Genomic DNA, 18,971 nt, shown 5'->3' on the forward strand with positions numbered 1-18,971 from the left:
TGCTTCCCCCGTTTCAGGCCGCGCTCACTTTCCCGCGAGATCGGTGTAGAGGCTGATGTAGTACGTGATGCCGGGCCGCACATTGAGCAGCGGCAGGCGCTCGTTGAGGCCGTGGGCGAACTCATCGGAGTCCTTCATCATCGAAGCGCTGGCGCCGTAGCTTGGCACGCCCAGCGCACGATACCACATCGAATCCGAGGCGCCCGAAGCCTGCGAGGGGATGATCGGGATCGGTCCCCAGGCCGCAGTCACCGCCTTGCGCGTCGCGGCCACGAAGTCCGGCCGCATCGGCGAGGCCGGCGACATTGTCGAGGCATCCCCGGTCGCGTCGGAGAACTTGGCCGCGGGCATGTTCGCCACCTTTTCCAGTTCCGTCATGATCTCCTCGCGCGTGTGCCCGGGGAAGATGCGGCAGTTGATGTTGGCCGTGGCGCGCTGGGGCAAGGCGTTCTGGGCATGGCCGCCCGAGATCATCGTCGCAACGCAAGTCGTGCCCGTGCGGCCGACCATGGAGGGATTGGCGCGCAGCACCTTGAGCGCGGCTTCATCGCCGGGATTGGCGGCAAAGGCGCGCATGGCGCCGGCCAGGGTGGCATCGGGCTCCAGCTTGGCAGCCTCGACCCAGTAAGCGCGGGTGATGTCGTTCAGCTCGGGCTTGAAGTGATAGCTGCCGATCCGTTCCAGTGCCTGCGACAGCTGGACGATCGCGTTCTCCGTGCGGGGCGCCGAACTGTGCCCGCCGGGGTTGGTAACCTCGATCTGGTAGTCGACGTAAGTCTTCTCGGCACCCTGCCATGACCAGAACGAGGGCTTGCCGGTCTTCTCCGAAAGCGTGCCCGAGGCGCCGTCGACGTTGAGCACGAGTTCGGCGTTCTTCAGCCGCTCCGCGATCAGCTTCGATGTCGCCATCGAGGTTTCCTCGTCGCCCGAGTAGGCGATGACGAGAGTGCGCCTGGGCTTGAAGCCCTGCTGGCGCAAGGCGATCATCGATTCCATCGCCAGCACCGCTTCGAACTTGGTGTCGCTGGCACCGCGTCCGTAGAGGTAGCCGTTCTCGACCACGGGGGTGAAGGGATCGCGCTCCCAATCGGCGGGCTTGGCTTCCACCACGTCCATGTGCGCGGAGACGACCAGGGGCCGCAGCGAAGGATCGCTGCCGGGCCAGGTTGCGATCAGGTAGGCGGTGTCCTTGTGAGGGACGATCTCGATGTCCTTGGCGGTCCAGCCGTTCGCGAGCAGTTCCTTGCGGAACAGTTCGGCGACTTCGCGGGTCTTGTTACCCTCGCCTTCGACGGAGCGCAGGGCGATGGCCTGCTTCGATATTTCGAGAACCTGCTTCTCGGCCTCGGGATAGGCCTTGGGTGCGGCCTGGGCGACAGTGGCGCCCGCCAGAACGGCACCGAGCGTGAAGACGGTGGATGCGATAGCCCGCATGGATATTTTGCCCCCTGGTACTGCGATCGCAAGTGGCATTGCGATCGGAAGTGACGTTGCGATCCGAAGTGATTGAGCATGCCCGATGGAGAATCGGGCCGAACGTCAATACTCTGTCGCATTCCAGGAGAGGACGCACCTCTTTTGCGCGTCCTCCCGCTTCCGCCCCCCCTTCGCGGCTTTCAGGAATGGCTGCGGGCTTCGGCACGGCCGCCGCCCGCTGATCGTCAGGTGCTCAGGCCAGATCGAGCGCGCCGGTAAGGTCTCCCGGCGCCACGCCGCCCGCGGCGATCATGGCGTCTTCACGCATGGTCAGGCCCGGCAGTTTCTCCAGGCCGAAGCGGCGTGTCAGGAAGCGGGCGATCGAGCCCGTATCGTAGATCGTATGGTCCACGGCGCCCTTCTTCGCATGAGGGGAGACGACGACGGCCGGAATGCGCGTGCCAGGCCCCCAGCGATCGCCCTTCGGCGGCGCGACGTGATCCCACCAACCACCGTTCTCGTCGAACGTAATGACCACCAGCATGCGTTCCCATTGCGGGCTCTCGCGCAGACCATCGATAACCGCCGCGATGTGGCGATCGCCGGCGTCGATGTCGGAATAGCCGGCATGCATGTTGAGGTTGCCCTGCGGCTTGTAGAAGCTGACCGCGGGAAGCTTGCCGGCCTCGGCATCGGCCAGGAGGCGGTTGGTGCGCGCGGTGCTGCCCTCTCCGCCGTCGCGCAAGTGCTTGGCGCGGTCCGGCGAGCCGGGCGCGAAGCGCTCGTAATAGTTCAATGGCTGATGATGCGGCTGGAAGTTCGGCCGCGAGGGGAACGCGGCGTCGTTCATCTTGCCTTCGAGCGCGGCATTCCACCCGCCCGCATACCAGGCCCAGTCCACATTCCGCGCGGAGAGCATGTCGCCGATGGTCTTGTGATGCTGGGGCACGAGCGTGTGTCCGCTGGCGGCATTGGCGTAACCCGGCTTCTCGGGATCGAGTTCATAAGTCGGCGCATAGGGCGGCAGCATCGTGTTCACGGCCCAGAAGTCGGGCGAGAGCGTGCTGGCGGAGAACATGGCCGGGCCGTCCATGGCGCTGGCCGGGGTCTTGGGATCGAGCTTGAGCTTGATGCCCTTGGGATCGCTGCCTTCGACTTGCGCGATGCGCTTGGCCGCGGGGCTCTTGTCAGCGTCGGGATAGAACGGCGGCTGGGCGCTGATCAGGTACTGGTGGTTGAGGAAAGAACCCCCGAACGCACCCATGAAGAAATTATCGCAGAGCGTGAATTCGCGCGCGATCTGCCAGAGACGCAATTGCGCGCGCATGTCGCCGTAATGGCCCATGACCAGCGCGCCGCTGTCTCCCCAGGCCGCGAAACCGTCGTTACGGCCGCCGTTGATCTGCCACTGGTTCTGGTAGAAGGCGTGAACGAGGTCACGCGTGACCAGGCCATGCGGCAAGGGGTCGCCCTCGGGCGTCTTCAGCGCAAAGGGACCGTTGGCGATCGGGCCGAGGTCATCCGGGCCGATCAGATACTCGGTATGCTCGACCACCTGCTTGCTGGGAACGAGGCCTTCCCAAATCTTCGGCAGCTTTTCCATGACCTTGCCGTCACGGTCGCGCTGAGCCGTGCGCTCGGCCGGGACGGAGGCCAGCGGCTGTTCGAGACCGGGAAAATCGGCGAAGAGATTGTTGAAGCTGCGGTTCTCCGCATAGATCACGACGACGGTATCGATCGCTTCGCGCAGCCGGGCGTCGCTGACCGGAGCGGCGCTGTTCTTGCGCGCCTGCTTCGTTGCGGCGGCCGCTTCTCCCGGAGATCCGGCGACGGCGGCGGCGCCCAGCGCTGCTGCCAGTCCGCCCAGGAAGTCGCGGCGGTCCGGACGCACCACGGAGGCATCGGCCTGCGGTTCGGGAAGATCGGAATCGGTCATGGAAAGTCCTTGGGGGAGAGGAATTCCCGGCTGTTTGCGACCCCGATCAAGGCGCGTCAACCAATATGATATTTTGTATCATACCTGATTTTGAACTCGACCTTGAAACCAGGGCGAGCTCGATCGGCCAGCGGGCGGGTCGGTGCATTGAACGAGCGCCCCCTCGCGCCGTGATGGGCGGTTCGGCATGGCTGACGAACCGCGCGATCGCGTCAGGCCTTGGCGAAGCGGCGTTCGTTCCAGTTCACCGTCAGACCTTCGCTGGTCGTGCCGGCGGTGGTGTGCTGGGCGATCGTGCCCATGAAGTGCCATTCGCCGCGAACCTGCTCCGGCGTCATCTGGAGCGAGACGTAGCCGCGGCGGCTGGTATCAGCGAAAGCCAGCCCCGGGTTCGCCGCGCGCAGCGCCTTGGAGAGGTCGGCCGCGGGCACCGACGGCAGGTAAGCCTCGAAGCCCGGCGAGGTGACGGAGTGGCCGGCATATTCGACGCCCGCTGCCGATCCGTCCACCGAGAGTTCGCTGCCCCAGGCATTGTGGCTGTCGCCCGCCAGAACCACGAGGTTGCAATCGGCCTGGCGCGCCGTGCGCAGCAGACGGTCGCGGGCAGCCGGATAGCCGTCCCAAGAGTCCATGTTGAACGGCAGGCCCGCCTGCGAGGCCGCGGCGATGGCCATGAGCGCCTGGCGGACCTTGGGGTCTCCGCCCGAGGGCACGAGGTCTGCCATCTGCGGCGGCGCCTTCAGCGAGCCCATGACGACCTGCTGCGCCAGGATCTGCCAGCGCGTGCCGGACTTCGCGGAATCGATCAGGCCCTTGTAGAGCCAGCTCTCCTGCTGCGCGCCCATCAGCGTGCGGTCCTTGGACATCCACGGGCCGTCGCGGAACTGGGCCAGGGCCCGGCCGATCTCCGCTGGACCGCCCTTGGCCGCGCCCGCGATCACGGCGCCGAAGTCGAGCTGCTGCATGCGCTCGCTCACGCGGGTTTCGGGGCGGAACAGCGTAGCCAGCGAGCCGATCTGGAAGCTGTCGTAGAGGGCGTCGGAAACCGGCATCCACTCGCGGTAAGCCTTCTCGGCCGCGGCGCGGCGGACCGCCCATTCGCCTTCCTTGTCGGGCTGGTGGTTCTCCGCCCCGCCCTTCCAGGTATCGTTGGCGAATTCGTGATCGTCCCACTGCGCGATCATCGGGAAGCGCTGGTGGAGGCGGCGCAAGTCCGGGTCGAGGCGGTAGCTCGCGAAACGAAGGCGGTAGTCGGCCAGCGAGACCGTCTCGTTCTGCGGCTCGATCGGGCGGCCAGCCATCGGCTGTTCGGGATAATGGCCATATTCGTATTCGTAGAAATAGTCGCCGACATGGACGACCAGGTCGAGATCGTCGCGCGTGGCGGCATGGGCATAAGCGTTGAACCAGCCGAACGGCATGTTCGAGCACGAGAACAGGCCGATGCCGAAGCGGTCGACGTCGCCCACCGGCAGCGTGCGCGTGCGGCCGGTTTCGCTCTTCGTGCCGTCCGGCGCGATGAAGCGGTAGTAGTACCACTTGCCGGGCGCGAGGCCGGACACCACCAGCTTGGCGCAGTTGTCATGTGCGGGCGAGGCGATCGTCTCGCCGCCGCCTGCCACCTTGCGGAAGCTCTGGTCCGCCGAAAGTTCGCAGCGCAGCTTCGTGTCGCCGCTGCCGACGTAGCGGGTCCAGAGCAGCACCGAACCGGCCGCCGGCTCGCCGCTCGCCACGCCGTGCGTGAACCCGCGCGCGGTGAGGATCTGGGCGACGCCGGGCGTCGAGAGCGCGGCGAGCCCGAAGGCGCCTGCCTGAAGCAGCAGGCGCCGATCGAGTTGAAGTGTCATGGTCTTGTCCTTGGTTATCGAGGCAGCGGCGCGGAAAGCGGTCAGTACCGCGCCGTGATTTCGATGCCGTACGTGCGCGGCTCGGCCGGGATGAAGGTCGGGTAGCCGAACGACCCGCCGGTGTTGCCCGCATCGAGCAGGTACTTCTTGTCCGTGAGGTTGCGGGCATAGCCGGCGACCTGGAACTTGCCGTCCATGAACGAAACGCCGCCGCGCAGATTCACCAGCGTGACCGGCCCCTGGCTGATCGCTTCCCTGTTGGGGATCTCGAAGTAGATCTTGCTGCGGTAGGTCACGCTCGGCATCAGGAACACGTTCACGCTCTGCGTCACCGGCAGGTTGAGGTTGAACCCGGCAGCCCACTGCCACTTCGGCTGAAGACGGAACTGGTCGCCGGCATAGACGCCGTTGGCTGCCTTGTCGTCGATGCCGCCGCTGATGAAGCCGACATTGCCGAAGGCGCTCAGCCAGTCGGTGAAGCGCGCTTCGAGTTCAGCCTCGACGCCCAGGTTGGACGCGGAGCCCGCGCTCTCGGTACGGGCAACGCCGGTCGTCGCGTCGAGCACCGAGACCTGGAAATTGCTGTACTTGTCGTAATAGACGCCCAGCGAGCCGGAGAACATGCCCACGGTGCCCTTGATGCCCGCCTCGTAGTTCCAGACCGTCTCGGACTTGATGAGGTCCAGGTCGGCCACCGGACCTGCCGCAGCCGAGAGCTGGACCACCGGCGAGCGGCGTCCCTCCGAAATGGTCGCGTAGAGATTGAGGCCGGGGGTCAGGTGATAGAGCGCGTTGAAGCGCGGAAGGATCGCGGCGTAGGACTTGCGGGCGTAGAAGGTCTGCCCGTCGGTATCCACCAGCGGCAGCAGCGGCTGACCATAGACCGGGGCGTCGGGCTGATTGGCGGAATAGCCCGAACGGCGCTTCTCGATCAACACGCGCGCGCCGGCGGTCAGTTCCAGTGCGGGCGCTGGCTTCCAGGTGACATCGCCGAACATCGACCAGGACTGGTTGCGGCCCTCGTTCTTGTACCAGCTGGAATAGGGCACGGCGGTGAAGGCGCCGCCGGTGAGCAACGAAGTGGCGCGCCCGGCATTGACGGTGTTGTCGGCAGCGACGCAGCCCAGGCCCGGGATCAGGTTGGCGCTGCACTGAAGGTAGGTGCCCAGCTCCGAAGACAGCGGGACGTACTGCGAGCTGTCCTCGATGAAGTAGTTCCAGCCGAACGAGGCGCGCCACTGGTCGTCGCTATACGTGAAGCGGCCCTCGTGGCTCGCCTGCCAGCCCTTGGCGCGCTCCGCGAATTCGAGATACCAGGCGGCCGAACCGTCGGCATCGAAGACTTCCAGCGCATCGAAATGGCGGTAGCCGTTGACCGTGGTGAAGTTCCAGCCGTCCGAGAAATCCCAGCTCAGGGTGAGGTTGCCGTCATAGACGTCGCGGTTCAGCCCGAGCTTGTCGGCACCCAGCACTTCGCCGGAGAGCGGCGAGCCGCCGAGATAGGCCGCGTCGTAAAGGCCGTTCACCGAAGTCGAGCCGAGGTTCTTCGACAGGAACGGCGTGCCCGAATTGCGCTGGCGGTCGTAAGTGAACGTCAGGTCCGCGGTAAAGTCGGTGGTGGGCGTGTAGCGAAGCGAACCGCGCAGGCCGAGCTGGTCCTGCGCATAGAGATCGTCCTGGCCGGGCGCGAGGTTCTCGATATAGCCGTCGCGCTTCTTCCACTGGCCGGCGATGCGCGCCGCGATGACGTCGTTGCCGGCATTGACGAAGCCTTCGACGCGGTAGGCATTCAGGTTGCCGTAGGCGCCCGTCAGGGATGCCGAGGTTCCAGCTTGCGGCTGGGCCGAAACGAAGCTGATCGCGCCGATGGTCGCGGCCGTGCCGAACAGGGTCGCCTGCGGACCCTTCACGACTTCGACGCGGTCGAGATCGTAGATGCCCTGGTAGGCGCCGCGCGAACGCGAGATGTCGATGCCGTTGTAGTACAGGGTGACGCGCGGCCCCTGCTGGGCCGAGCCGCTGTCGGAGGTGATGCCGCGGATCACGAAGCCGGGGTTGTTGGCGCTCTGCACCTGCACATTGAGGCCGGGAACGTAGTTCGACAGTTCGCCGATGTCCGTGACGCCCAGTTCGCGCATGCGCTCTCCGGTCTGGACGGAAAGCGTGATGGGAACATCGACGGCGCGCTGCTCGATCTTCTGGGAAGTGACGATGATGGCATTGGGGTCTTCGCCCGCGGCCACGTCGGCCTCGGCTGCGTAAACGGTTGCAGGAACGCCGGCCAGGGCCGTGCCCGCGAGAAGAGTTGCCACGCAAGTGCCGAATTTCATTGCCGTTTCCCCTGAGATCAATTGCCTTACGGCTCGGCGGGGTACGCGCGGCAGATGAAGGTTGGATGGCGGTCTGATGACGGTTTGATGCCGTCCGGCCGGGTCGGTCCCTGCGGTCAGGAACGGCGGCGACAGGCCGCGCCGGTCAGCCGCCAGGCGGCCATGGCGCCGTAGACAAGGCTCAGCACCACGAGGCCCGCAAGCTGCGGCAGAACCTGCCCAAGGCTGGCGCCCATCTCGTTGAGGCGCAGGAAGGCTTGCGCACCGGATGTCGCGGGCGAGAGGTGGGCCAGCCCCGCCACCCAGCGGGGCATGGCGGAAAGCGGCCAGGCCGCGCCGGCCAGGAAGAACAGGATGATCGAGCTGGGGATCAACACTTGCAAGGCGCGGTCGGCGCTGTCGAACAGGCTGCCGAGCAGCAGGCCCAGGGCAGAAACGGCCGCGGCGAAGAGCGGTACGGCCATGAGCAGAGCGGCCGGATTGCCCGCTCTCGGAACGTCCTGGTACCAGAATATCCAGCCGAAATAGAACAGCGCCGCCAGGCAGCCGATCAGGCTCAGCGCGCACCAGGTGCCGAGAAAGCCTTGCGGCGAAAGCGGGGGCACCCGGCCTTCGCGCATTTCGGCAGCCATGCCCGCTGCAAGCATGGCCGTGCCGAACAGCAGGGTCTGCTGGAGGATGATCGCGGCCACGGCCGGGAAGACGTAGTCCGCATAGCCTTCGCGGGTGTTGAACAGCGGCCGCTCGACCACGGCGACCGGCGCGCGCAAGTGCAGCCCTTGCGCCAGAGGTCCAAGGCGCTCGGCAGCCACGGCCAGCGCCGCGGCCTGGATAGCCCCGCCTATGTCCTTCGCGCGGATCAGGTACGTGCCGTTGACCCATATGCCGATGCCGCCGCCCCCGGCGCTGCCCGGTGCGCCGGTCAGCAGGCTGCGGGTAAGGCCGCGCGGCAGCAGGAGTATCCCGTCCGCCTCGCGGCGGCGCACGCGCTGCTCGGCCTCGTGAATCGAAAGCGCCTCTCCCGCCACGCGGACTTCCCGCATGTCGGACAGCTTGCGCACCAAGGCGCGGGTCAGCGTGCTGCGCTCCTCGTCCACGACCACCACCGGAAGCTGGCGCGCGGTCTGGTGGGCGTAAGGCGCGGGGTAGTAGAAACCGTATAGAACCACCGCGAGAACCACGATCGAGGCCAGAGCGAACGTCGAGAGCACCGCGCGGAAGACGGAGACGAAGCCCTGCGCGAATGTCACGCCGCCTGCTCCGGCTTGCGCAGCAGCAGCAGGCAAAGGCCCAGCGGCACGACGAGATAGAGCGACAGCACGCCGATCTGCGGAAGCGCCAGCAAAACCGGCGCGCCCAGGAACTGGTCCATCTGCAGGCGCAAGTAATGGGTGAAAGGCAGCGCCTGGCTCCAGCCCCGCGCGAAGACGGATCCCCCGCCCAGCGGCAGCGTCCCGCCCGAATAGGCCAGCGCCGATCCGGCATAGAGCGCCGTCGCGGAAAAGGCGAAGCTGGGCTTGCGCACGCCAACCACCAGCAAGGCGGAGAGCGCCGCCGTCCCGGCGATGAGCAGGGCCTGCGCGGCCAGGGTCAGCAGCAGGCTGCCGTTCATCGTCCAGCCGCGAACGCCCACCAACCAGATCATCCAGACCAGCCCCCAGATCGAGAGCACCCCGACATAGGGCGTGAGCTTGCCCAGCAGCGCCGGGAGCCCTCCGCCGGTCTCCGCTTTCCATTTTGCCAGCGAACGGCCCTGCAACTCGCGCCCCATGGCCATCACGGCGACGCAGCCGGCAAGAAGGTGCAGCACGGCGGGCTGGATCAGCGCCTGGAGATACCATTCGAAGCTGGTCTGGGGATTGAACAGGACGGTCGCCTGGACCACGGGTGGTCGAATTCGGATCGCCGGCAACCCCCTCGCCCGCGCTGCGTCGAGCCCGCGCTCAGCCAGGACCGCGCCGACGGCCGAGCGGATGCCGGATTCCGCGCTTGCGCCGATGGTCAGGAAAGAGGCGTTGTAGAAGATCTGGATGGCCGGCGTGGTCTGCCGCTCCAGCCCCTCGCTCACGCCGCGCGGGATCAGCAGGATGGCCCATACCCGCCCGGCCCGCGCAGAGCGCTCAGCAAGGGCGAAAGTCTCGGGTCGCTCGGCAATGGTCACCGCGGGGCTTGCGCTCACGGCCCGGACGATGGCGCGACTGAGCGTGCCGTTGTCCTCGTCCACCACCGCAACGGGCAAGGCGCGGGGGACGCCCGCGATCAGCATGGCCGCCACGATCAGGATCGCCAGGGCCGGAAACAGCGTGAGCATTCCCAGGTCCCAGCGATCGCGGCGCAGATGCGCCAGTTCGCGGCGCAGGGCAGCACGATAGCCGGGACCGGGCGTGCTCATTGCGGCCAGTCGAACAACACGCTCATGCCCGGACGCAGACCCTTGATCGCTTCGGCCGGACGCAGGCGGATCTCGAAGCTGCGCACGTCGAAGCCGGAGGACTGGCGCGTCGCCCGCCATGTCGCGAAATCGCCCTGCGGGCTGATGTAAGTGACGCGGAATCGCGCCTTGCGGTTTTCCAGGGCCGGAATGCGGCCCATCAGCTCCTGGCCCTTCTGCAGCGAATTGAACTGATTTTCCCGCAAGTTGAGCGCTACCCAGGGATGGGCGGTGTCGATGATCTGGAACACCGGCACTGCCGGACCGACGATCTCGCCGGGCTCGGCCAACCGCCGTGTCACTTCGCCGCCGATGGGGGCGATCAGCGTCTTTTCCGCGCCCAGCGCATCGGCAATCGAAACACCCGCCTTCGCCACTTGCACTTGCGCCTGGGCGGCGGCCTTTTCCTCGGCACGGGCGCCGGACTGCGCCTTCACATATTGCAACCTTGCCGCCTCGGCCTGCCGGGCGCTGGCATCGCGCGCGGCGCGGGCTTCGTCCCGGCGCTGCGCGGCGATCACGCCTTCCGCATAGAGGTTGTCCGCCCGGCGCGCGGTGACGGCGGCAAGATCGGACCCGGCCTGCGCCGCCTGCCAGACGGCGCGCAGCGATTCCACATCCTCCTTGCGCGCGCCGTTGTCGGCAAGATCGCGCATGGCTTCCGCCCCGGCGAGCACGCCTTGCGCCTGCTGCCTTCCCGCGTCGATCTCCGGGCTGGACAGGATCGCGAGCACGGTGCCGGCCGTCACCGTGGCGCCCTCTTCCGCCAGGAGCCGGTCGACCCGCGCCAGCGCCTTGGTCGCGACATTGATCTCGTCCGCATCGACCATGCCCTGCAACTGGTCCGGCGCGGGCCGTGCCGCGATCCACAGGCCTGCCAGCAGCACGGCGGCCAGCAGGACCAGCCCCGCCACCAGCAGGCGAAAACGGTCGCGCCCTTCCGGTCCCGCGTCGGCTTCTCCTGCCGGAAGGATCGATGGCGCGTCGCTTTCGCTCATGGGGCGGTGATCCTGTCCGGTCGGAGGAGGTAATCGCGGAAGCTGTCCCCGCGATTGCTGGCGACCAGCAGAGCGGAAAGCGACACGACATATTCGTAAGCGGAGGCAATGCGCTGGGTCTGCGCCAGGGAGAGAGCGTTGCGCGCATCGATAAGCTGGCTCGCGGTATCCTCCCCCTCGCGGAAGCCGATCTCGTGGACGCGCAGGTTCTCTTCGGCGGCCTTCATGTTGCTGTCCAGCAGCAGGAACGATCGGCGCGCGGTCTCCACCAGGTTATAGGCGCGGCTGGTCTCGATCTCGATGGTCTTGCGCATGTCGCGCGCCGCATTCTCCGCCGCACTCTGGCGCGCGTTCGCTGCATCGAGCGTGTCGCGCCGGTCTATGTTGGACAGCAGGGTGAAGCGCAGGCCCAGGCCGACGATCCAGTCCGGGTCGACCGGGATCGCATCGCTGCGGTTGAAATTGTACGATCCGAACGCGAAAGCCTGAGGCCGCATCCGCGACTTGGCCAGGTCCACGCCCGAATCCGCCAGATGGCGCGTCGCTTGTGCCGCGCGCATCTGGGGCTGGCCCGGCCCGGTAGCGGTAGCGAGGAAATCGTCGAGCGGCTCCAGGCCGCTGCCGTTGACGAACAGCGGCGTCGTCGGCCGAACGCCGCCGCTCGCATCGAGAAGCCGGGCCAGCGAATCCGAGGCATTGTGTTCTTCCATCGCCGCGCGTTCCAGCGCGCGCTGCGCCGCATCGCGCGCCACCTGCATTTCCAGCACGCGGGACCGGGGGATCACCCCCTCCCGGAACAGGGCCTGGGCATTGCCGAGGTGCTTGTCGAAAGCGTCGCGGGTGCCCGTGGCGGAGGCCAGCAGCGCCGAGGCCAGTTGCTGGCCGAAGTAGCTCTGTACCAGCCGGACCTGCGAGAGATCCTGCGCGCCCGCCTGCCTGGCACGCGCCAGCTCCGCCCCGGCCTCCGCGCCGTGCTGGATCGCCGGGATCGCACCGCCCGAGTAAAGCGGCATGACCGCCGTGACATTGGGCCGGATCACCGTCTGCCGCGCGCGAAAGTCCAGTTCGTCCGGAAGCTGCGAAAGCAGGCCCGGCAGCGCCTCGCTCACACGTCCCGTCACTTGCTGGACGATCCCCGAGAACTCCGGCGGAAATTCGCCGGGCAGCCCTTCGAGGAACTGGCCCGCGGCATTACTGAAGCTGTCCTTCTGCCCGGTCAGGTCCACCGAAAGCGATTTCTGGTAGGAGATCACCGAAACCGAGCCCGATACGACCGGCCGATTCAGCGCCTTGAGGGCATGGGCGGTGGACTCTGCCGCGCTCAATTCGTCGGAGGCAGCGCCCAGCGCGGAAGATACCCGGTCCAGCCGCTGGCGCGCGGCATCGAAAGAAAGCGTTCCCGCGGCGCCGTCGTCCTGAACAGCCTCTTTACCACCCGCCTGGGCGAAAGCAGTTATGGGTCCGGCGAGCAGGATCGCAAAGATGCCGGCCCAGCCAATTACAATTCCATTTCGAAAATCGCTGCCAGCAATCATGGTTCACCAGAAATGGGACGCTCAGGAATTTACATATTTCCCCTTGAACGAAAAGCTATTTCGATCAATGTTTCGCTCGTGTTCGGGATCAATCGAATCGCGGTAAATCGCGATGTGAAAGAGGTATCCGCGTCATCACCACTTCCTGACAGATGCCGGCTTTTCGACATTGATTTGGCGCCTGCCAGATCAGAACGGTCGGTTTATTCCGTCATATTTCGGATCACGACTCAAAAAGCACGCTCGATCCGCGATTATTCCTGGTTTTACATTTTTCCGAAGCACGAACTCAACGAACAGGTCGCCAAGAACATAAAGCATGCTGCGTCCCCGGTTGCAGCACACTCATCACCGGATCGGCTGGATCACGCGATTGAGGAGCTTTTCAGATGGTATCACGTTCGAGCCTGAGACTGGCGATGCGCGCGCTTTTGGTGCGCGAAGACTTCGAAGATGTTTCCGCCGCAGGACGCGCTCTTGGCGCGCTCGTCGATGAACTGGAGCGACGCGAGATCAAGGTGATCGTGTCCGACGACGTCGAGGACGCCGTTGCCATCGCCGCCACCGACCCTTCGATCCAGTGCCTGCTGCTCGATTGGGAACTCGGCTTCACCGAGGACCACGTCGATGCACACCGCGTGCTCGACGCCATGCGCGGGTTCAATGCCGCGGTACCGATCTTCCTCGTCGCCAATCGTAGCGCGGCATCGCAGATTCCCGTCGATGCCATGACCAAGGCGGACGACTTCATCTGGCTGCTGGAGGACACGGCGGACTTCATCGGCGGCCGCATCCGCGCCGCGATCGAGCGCTATCGCTCTACCGTCTTGCCGCCGATGTTCGGCGCGCTGGTGAAGTTCGCGCAGACTTACGAATATTCGTGGCACACCCCCGGCCATACCGGCGGCACCGCCTTCCTCACCTCACCCGCCGGCCGCGCGTTCTTCGAGTTCTTCGGGGAAAGCCTGTTCCGGTCGGACCTGTCGATTTCGGTCGGCGATCTGGGCTCCCTGCTCGACCACTCCGGCCCGATCGGCGCGGGTGAGCGCTATGCGGCGGGCGTCTTCGGCGCGGACCGCACCTACTACGTCACCAACGGCTCCTCCACATCGAACCGCGTGATCCTGATGGCCTCGGTCACGCGCGACCAGGTGGCGCTGTGCGATCGCAACTGCCACAAGTCAGTCGAGCACGCGATGACGCTTTCCGGCGCGATCCCGTGCTACCTGATGCCCACCCGCAATGCGCTGGGCATCATCGGCCCGATCCCGCCCGAACATCTGACGCCTGCGCATCTGCGCCTGCTGGTGGCGGACAATCCGCTGGCGCCCGAAGGCGCCAAGCCGGTCCATGCGGTCATCACCAATTCGACTTACGACGGCCTCTGCTACAACGTCGCTCGCGTCGAGGAACTCCTGGGCGACACCGTGGACCGCCTGCACTTCGACGAGGCGTGGTACGGCTATGCCCGCTTCAACCCGATCTACCGCGAACGCTTCGGCATGCACGGCGATCCGGAAACGCGCGACAAGTCCAAGCCCACCGTCTTCGCCACGCAATCGACGCACAAGCTGCTGGCCGCGCTGTCGCAAGCCTCGATGATCCACGTGCGCGACGGGCGCAATCCGATCGACCATGCGCGCTTCAACGAGGCGTTCATGATGCACGCCTCCACCTCGCCCTGCTATCCGATCATCGCGTCCAACGACGTTTCCGCCGCGATGATGGACTCCTCGGGCGAGCATCTGACCGATGTGTCCATCCGCGAGGCAGTGGCCTTCCGCCAGATGGTCGCCCGCCTCAATGCCGAAAGCGCGGACGACAACGCCTGGTTCTTCGACATCTGGCAGCCCGACGAAGTCCACGACGCGCGCGGCCGCACGGTGCCGTTCCACGAATGCGATCCCGAGCATCTCGCCACCGATCCCACCTGCTGGCAACTCGTCCCCAATGCCGCATGGCACGGCTTCGGAGAGATCGAGCCGGGCTACTGCATGCTCGATCCGATCAAGGTCTCGGTGCTCACCCCCGGCATGGATCCGGACGGCAGCTTGCGCGCGGTGGGCATTCCGGCCAGCATCCTCACCTCCTACCTTGGCGCGCGAGGGATCGTGGTGGAGAAGACCACGGACTTCACCGTGCTGTTCCTGTTCTCGCTGGGCGTGACCAAGGGCAAGTGGGGCACGCTGGTCAACGCCCTGCTGGACTTCCGCAAGGACTACGACGCCAACGTCTCGCTGGAACGCACGATCCCCTCGCTCGTCGCCGACTATCCGGAGCGCTATTCCGGCATGGGTCTGCGCGAACTGGCGGACCTGATGTTCGCGGCGATGGGCGACCTCAAGACCACCGCCACGATGTCCGAAGCCTTCGGCATCCTGCCCAAGCCTGACATGAGCCCGGTTTCCGCCTATGAGGAACTGGTGCGCGGCAATATCGAGAAGGTGACGCTGGACGGCCTGGCCGGGCGCACCCTCGCCACCGGCATCGTGCCTTATCCGCCGGGCATCCCGCTGCTGATGCCGGGTGAGAACGCCGGCCCCGCCAAGGGCGCGCTGATCGGATATCTGCGGGCGCTGGAGCTTTACGACCTGCGCTTCCCCGGCTTCGGGCACGATACCCACGGGGTGGAAGTGGAGGACGGGGTCTACAACGTCCTGGTCGTCAAGAAGTCCTGAGGGGAGACCAAAAATGGCAACAGCAGCGGCCGACGACAGCGGCAAGATCGGACTCGTTCCCGCCACCTTGATGGTGGCCGGCAACATGATGGGATCGGGCGTGTTCATGCTGCCCGCCAACCTTTCGGCCATCGGCTCGATCGCGCTGATCGGCTGGCTCCTGACCGTGGTGGGCGCAGTGGCGCTGGCACTGGTCTTCGCCAAGCTTTCCGCCATCGATCCGGCGGCGGGCGGGCCTTATGCCTTTGCCCGCAAGGCCTATGGCGACTACATGGGATACCAGACCAACCTGATCTACTGGCTGGCCAACGTGGTGGGCAACGTGGCGCTGGCCGTCGCGGGTCTGGGCTATCTCTCCCATTTCTTCCCGGCGTTGAAGATCCCGATCGTGATGGCTTTCGGCTCCATCGCGATCATCTGGTTCTTCGCCTATGCCAACATCCTGGGGCCCAAGGTGGTGGGACGGCTGCAGAGCTTCACCACGGTGTTCGCGCTGGTGCCGATCTTCGGCATGGCGCTGTTCGGCTGGTTCTGGTTCAAGCCGGAGATCTTCTCCTCCGCCTGGAACGTCTCCGGCCAGAGCAGCCCCAACGCAGTGATGGCCACGCTGACGTTCACGCTCTGGGCCTTCATCGGGGTGGAGAGCGCCTCGGTCTCCGCAGGCGTCGTCGCAAACCCATCGCGCAACGTGCCGATCGCGACCGTGGGCGGCGTGGTGCTGGCCTCGGTGGCCTATGTGCTCAGCTCCTCGGTCATCATGGGCATGATCCCCAACAAGGAACTGATCGCCTCTTCCGCGCCCTTTGCCGACGCCGCGCGCCTGGCATTGGGCGACTTCGCGGGCAGCACCGTGGCGCTCTGCGCGGCGGTGGGCTGCCTCGGATCGCTGGCGGGATGGACCCTGCTGGTCGGCCAATCGGCCAAGGCAGCGGCGGACGACGGGCTGTTCCCCGGCATCTTCGCCAAGGTGAACAAGCGCGGCGTGCCGTCGCTCGGCCTCGTCATCGTGGCCGTCATCATGAGCGTGCAAGTGCTCGCCACGATGTCGCCCACGGCCAGCGAGCAGTTCGGCAAGATCGCCTCGATCGCGGTGATCATGACGCTGCTCCCCTACATCTATTCGTGCATCGCGATAAAGGTGCTGGGCTACGGCAAGATGCCGCACGGCCAGTACACCTTTTTCGTGGCGGCAGGCCTCGCAGGCGCGATCTACTGCATGATCGCGCTGGTCGGTTCGGACGGCGAGCAGACGCGCTGGTCGCTGATCTTCGTGATCGCCACCATCGTGTTCTACTCCGCCTCTATCACCCGCAAGCGCGATCTGGACGAGAAGCACATCCACCCCGGCGGCAAGGCCCCGATCTGGGTGCGCTATCTGGCGCTTGGGGTCACGATCGTTGCCCTTGTCGTGATGTTCTGGCTATCGGTCGGCCGCCACGACGACCTCGACCTCCGCTCGCGCGAACAGGCGCCGGCGGAGGCGGGAGAGGCCGCGCAGCAGATGGCGCCGTCCGGCGTCCAATAGGGAAACGACAAGACGATGCACTGGCGGGAAATGCGCGAAGATGACGTGGCCCACGTGGCGGACGTGGCGGACATGGTCCACCTCGACTACCCCGAGAATCCGCAAGTCTTCGCCGCCTGCTTCCGGCATTACCCTTCCGGCTGCCACGTGCTGGAAGGGGATGACGGCAAAGTCGCCGGCTACCTCGTCTCGCATCCCGGGCGGCAGGACCGCCCGCCGGTGCTCGACACACCCATGACCGGCCTTGCCGAGCCGTTCGATTGCTACTTCCTGCACGACCTTGCCCTTGGCGCCTCCACGCGCGGGCGGGGTTTTGCAGGCGGCGCAGTGCGGATCGCGCTGGACGAGGCAAAGGCGCGCGGGCTCAGCCGCGTCGTGCTGATCGCCGTCGGGGACGCCCACGGCTTCTGGGAAAAGCAGGGCTTCGAACTGCTCGGCGACGGGTTGCTCGATCCGATCAAGGGCTACGGCCCCGAAGCGAGGATGCTCGTGCGCCATATCTGAAGGGGGAAATACATGGCCCACTCTTCCGGCCGGAGCCTCGCTCTGGTCTGCGCGGCAGCCTCGGCGGCCGTCGCCCTGCCCGCTAAAGCGCAGGATAGCGACGTTGCTGCGCTGCGCGGCGAAGTGGCCGACCTCAAAGCCACGGTCGATGCGCTGAAGGCCGAGATCGCGGCGATGAAGCAGGATCGAAACGCCGGTGCGGCGCAGATCGCCGAAGCGCCCCCCACCACCTCCGCAACCGACCAGGGCGCCGGTGCCGTCCATGTCGCTGAAACGGGCAGGACGCCCGCGGCCCCGCCGCAGAGACCCGAAGCACCGCGCTCCGCTCCTTCAGGCGCGCGAGTGGCAAGCGGGGCCAGCAGCCTCGGCGTGATGCCTTCCCCCCTGCCCGGCCGCGAAACCATCGGCGACCGCATCACCGGTGCCTCCCGTCCGGACAACGAAAGCCCGCCGAACGACCCCGAGTTGAAGGGCTTCATCCCGATCCCCGGCACTGAGACCGCCGTGCGTATCGGCGGTTTCGCCAAAGTCGATCTCATCTACGACCCCCGCTTCGTGGGGGACCGGGACCAGTTTTCCGTGCCCTCCATCCCCTTCGTCAACAAGGCCCGCAACCGCGCGGATGTCAGCGCCCGCGCCACGCGCTTCAGCCTTGAGATCCGCCGCCCGTCCACGCTCGGCAACTTGCGGTTCTACGTCGAGAACGACTTCTACGGCGATGGCACCGATTACAGCTTCCACCTCAATCACGCCTATGGGCAAGTGGGCAACACTTACGGCGGCTACGGCTATTCCGCGCTGGTAGACGCCGATGCGCTGCCCGACACGCTCGACAACTGGGGCCCCGGCGGCGCGATCTTCGTGCGCCAGGCCTCGGTTCGCCAGTCGTTCAAGGTGGCACGAGGCACTCACCTCACGCTTTCTCTGGAGCAACCCGATACCGACCTCTCGCTGGCCGACGACCAGACCAGTGCCGAGACGATGCCCGATGTCGTCCTTGTCGGGCGCTACGAAGGCGCCAGCGGACATCTGCAACTCGGCGGGGCCGTGCGCCGCATCGGCTATCGCACCGATAACGGCGGGGCCAGGGACAATGCCATGGGCTTTGCGCTATCCGCCTCCGGCTCGCTGTCGCTGGACGATGCCAATGCCTTTTCCGCAGCGGGGCTCTGGGGCAGAGGCGCCGCGCATTACGTCAACGATATCGGCGGCCTGGGCCTCGACGCCGCGCTGCGAACCGACGGCAGCCTCCGCCTGATCGAGCAGGCGGGCGGCTACGGCGCCTATACCCACAACTGGTCCACCGCCCTGCGGACCAGCATCGTCGCCGGCATCCTGGGCGTGAGCGACGGGGGACTGCTGCCCGACGATGCCTTTTCCGAATCCCGCTACGGCGCGCTCAACCTGATCTGGTCGCCGGTCGCTTCTTTCTCGGTGGGTATCGAGGGACTCTATGGCCGACTGAAGCGGCAGGACGGCAGCGCGCGTGACGCCAGCCGCATTCAGGCCAGCGTGAAGTACGACTTCGTGCGATAAGATAATTTCAAGCAAAATCTTAGTAACTTAAAATTCCTCTAGCAGCAACATATGTAGAACCGCTTATTTTTTGACGCTGTATAATCAGAAAACGCGCATAGTCTCGATTAAATACCCCCCTTCCTCATCTTTAACTAAATTTCATGACGTGTTCACAAGTTGGACACTCCCATTCTGCTTGTTCCATTGCGATGAAAATTCTGTAATTGCACGGGCAATCTCTCCGATATTGATC

Annotated in this window: 13 protein-coding genes; 5 read left to right on the forward strand and 8 right to left on the reverse strand. The window is 65.9% G+C overall.

Annotated features, from left to right (window positions below; translation table 11 throughout):
* Window positions 1-24 precede the first annotated feature (24 nt).
* From AC1VV3_RS02750 to AC1VV3_RS02785, 8 genes are all read right to left on the reverse strand, one after another.
* On the reverse strand, window positions 25-1,434 hold the full coding sequence (locus AC1VV3_RS02750; protein WP_314465357.1) for a M20/M25/M40 family metallo-hydrolase: 1,410 nt from the start codon (window positions 1,432-1,434) through the stop codon (window positions 25-27).
* 235 nt (window positions 1,435-1,669) lie between these two features.
* Window positions 1,670-3,352, reverse strand: coding sequence for an acid phosphatase (gene acpA, locus AC1VV3_RS02755; protein ID WP_132262864.1), 1,683 nt, complete (start codon window positions 3,350-3,352; stop codon window positions 1,670-1,672).
* 212 nt (window positions 3,353-3,564) lie between these two features.
* Window positions 3,565-5,199 carry an alkaline phosphatase D family protein gene (locus AC1VV3_RS02760; protein WP_465128095.1) on the reverse strand — a complete coding sequence of 545 codons (1,635 nt, stop codon included), beginning with the start codon at window positions 5,197-5,199 and terminating at the stop codon, window positions 3,565-3,567.
* A 41-nt stretch (window positions 5,200-5,240) separates the two neighbouring features.
* A complete protein-coding gene (locus AC1VV3_RS02765; RefSeq protein ID WP_431568564.1) occupies window positions 5,241-7,529 on the reverse strand; it encodes a TonB-dependent receptor in 2,289 nt (762 codons plus the stop codon).
* Window positions 7,530-7,645: 116 nt separating this feature from the next.
* A complete protein-coding gene (locus AC1VV3_RS02770; protein WP_431568563.1) occupies window positions 7,646-8,779 on the reverse strand; it encodes an ABC transporter permease in 1,134 nt (377 codons plus the stop codon).
* Complete coding sequence (locus AC1VV3_RS02775) at window positions 8,776-9,921, reverse strand: ABC transporter permease (protein ID WP_431568562.1); 1,146 nt, start codon at window positions 9,919-9,921, stop codon at window positions 8,776-8,778. The genes AC1VV3_RS02770 and AC1VV3_RS02775 overlap by 4 nt, the downstream gene beginning before the upstream one ends.
* A complete protein-coding gene (locus AC1VV3_RS02780) occupies window positions 9,918-10,958 on the reverse strand; it encodes an HlyD family secretion protein (RefSeq protein WP_431568561.1) in 1,041 nt (346 codons plus the stop codon). The genes AC1VV3_RS02775 and AC1VV3_RS02780 overlap by 4 nt, the downstream gene beginning before the upstream one ends.
* Window positions 10,955-12,283, reverse strand: coding sequence for a TolC family protein (locus tag AC1VV3_RS02785; protein WP_431568560.1), 1,329 nt, complete (start codon window positions 12,281-12,283; stop codon window positions 10,955-10,957). The genes AC1VV3_RS02780 and AC1VV3_RS02785 overlap by 4 nt, the downstream gene beginning before the upstream one ends.
* Here AC1VV3_RS02785 and AC1VV3_RS02790 point away from each other — a divergent pair.
* From AC1VV3_RS02790 to AC1VV3_RS02810, 5 genes are read left to right on the forward strand one after another with little or no spacing between them, the layout of a single operon-like run.
* Window positions 12,257-12,904: a hypothetical protein gene (locus AC1VV3_RS02790; protein WP_431568559.1), complete on the forward strand. Its 648-nt coding sequence runs from the start codon at window positions 12,257-12,259 to the stop codon at window positions 12,902-12,904. The two genes, AC1VV3_RS02785 and AC1VV3_RS02790, sit on opposite strands and share 27 nt — an antisense overlap.
* Window positions 12,883-15,171 carry an Orn/Lys/Arg family decarboxylase gene (locus tag AC1VV3_RS02795; protein ID WP_482961949.1) on the forward strand — a complete coding sequence of 763 codons (2,289 nt, stop codon included), beginning with the start codon at window positions 12,883-12,885 and terminating at the stop codon, window positions 15,169-15,171. The genes AC1VV3_RS02790 and AC1VV3_RS02795 overlap by 22 nt, the downstream gene beginning before the upstream one ends.
* 13 nt (window positions 15,172-15,184) lie before the next feature.
* Window positions 15,185-16,696 (forward strand): arginine/agmatine antiporter, encoded by a 1,512-nt coding sequence (adiC, locus tag AC1VV3_RS02800; protein ID WP_431568557.1) that lies wholly within the window; start codon window positions 15,185-15,187, stop codon window positions 16,694-16,696.
* Between the two features lie 30 nt (window positions 16,697-16,726).
* A complete protein-coding gene (locus AC1VV3_RS02805) occupies window positions 16,727-17,200 on the forward strand; it encodes a GNAT family N-acetyltransferase (RefSeq protein ID WP_482961950.1) in 474 nt (157 codons plus the stop codon).
* Between the two features lie 12 nt (window positions 17,201-17,212).
* On the forward strand, window positions 17,213-18,736 hold the full coding sequence (locus tag AC1VV3_RS02810; RefSeq protein ID WP_431568555.1) for a DcaP family trimeric outer membrane transporter: 1,524 nt from the start codon (window positions 17,213-17,215) through the stop codon (window positions 18,734-18,736).
* Window positions 18,737-18,971: the final 235 nt, after the last annotated feature.

It is taken from the genome of Novosphingobium sp. BL-S-34 (assembly GCF_056857015.1).

Coding starts and splice junctions, on each gene's coding strand:
- AC1VV3_RS02750 (WP_314465357.1), bottom strand. CDS start 1,434: ATGCGGGCTATCGCATCCACCGTCTTCACGCTCGGTGCCGTTCTGGCG.
- acpA (WP_132262864.1), bottom strand. CDS start 3,352: ATGACCGATTCCGATCTTCCCGAACCGCAGGCCGATGCCTCCGTGGTG.
- AC1VV3_RS02760 (WP_465128095.1), bottom strand. CDS start 5,199: ATGACACTTCAACTCGATCGGCGCCTGCTGCTTCAGGCAGGCGCCTTC.
- AC1VV3_RS02765 (WP_431568564.1), bottom strand. CDS start 7,529: ATGAAATTCGGCACTTGCGTGGCAACTCTTCTCGCGGGCACGGCCCTG.
- AC1VV3_RS02775 (WP_431568562.1), bottom strand. CDS start 9,921: ATGAGCACGCCCGGTCCCGGCTATCGTGCTGCCCTGCGCCGCGAACTG.
- AC1VV3_RS02780 (WP_431568561.1), bottom strand. CDS start 10,958: ATGAGCGAAAGCGACGCGCCATCGATCCTTCCGGCAGGAGAAGCCGAC.
- AC1VV3_RS02790 (WP_431568559.1), top strand. CDS start 12,257: ATGGGCGGTGGACTCTGCCGCGCTCAATTCGTCGGAGGCAGCGCCCAG.
- AC1VV3_RS02795 (WP_482961949.1), top strand. CDS start 12,883: ATGGTATCACGTTCGAGCCTGAGACTGGCGATGCGCGCGCTTTTGGTG.
- adiC (WP_431568557.1), top strand. CDS start 15,185: ATGGCAACAGCAGCGGCCGACGACAGCGGCAAGATCGGACTCGTTCCC.
- AC1VV3_RS02805 (WP_482961950.1), top strand. CDS start 16,727: ATGCGCGAAGATGACGTGGCCCACGTGGCGGACGTGGCGGACATGGTC.
- AC1VV3_RS02810 (WP_431568555.1), top strand. CDS start 17,213: ATGGCCCACTCTTCCGGCCGGAGCCTCGCTCTGGTCTGCGCGGCAGCC.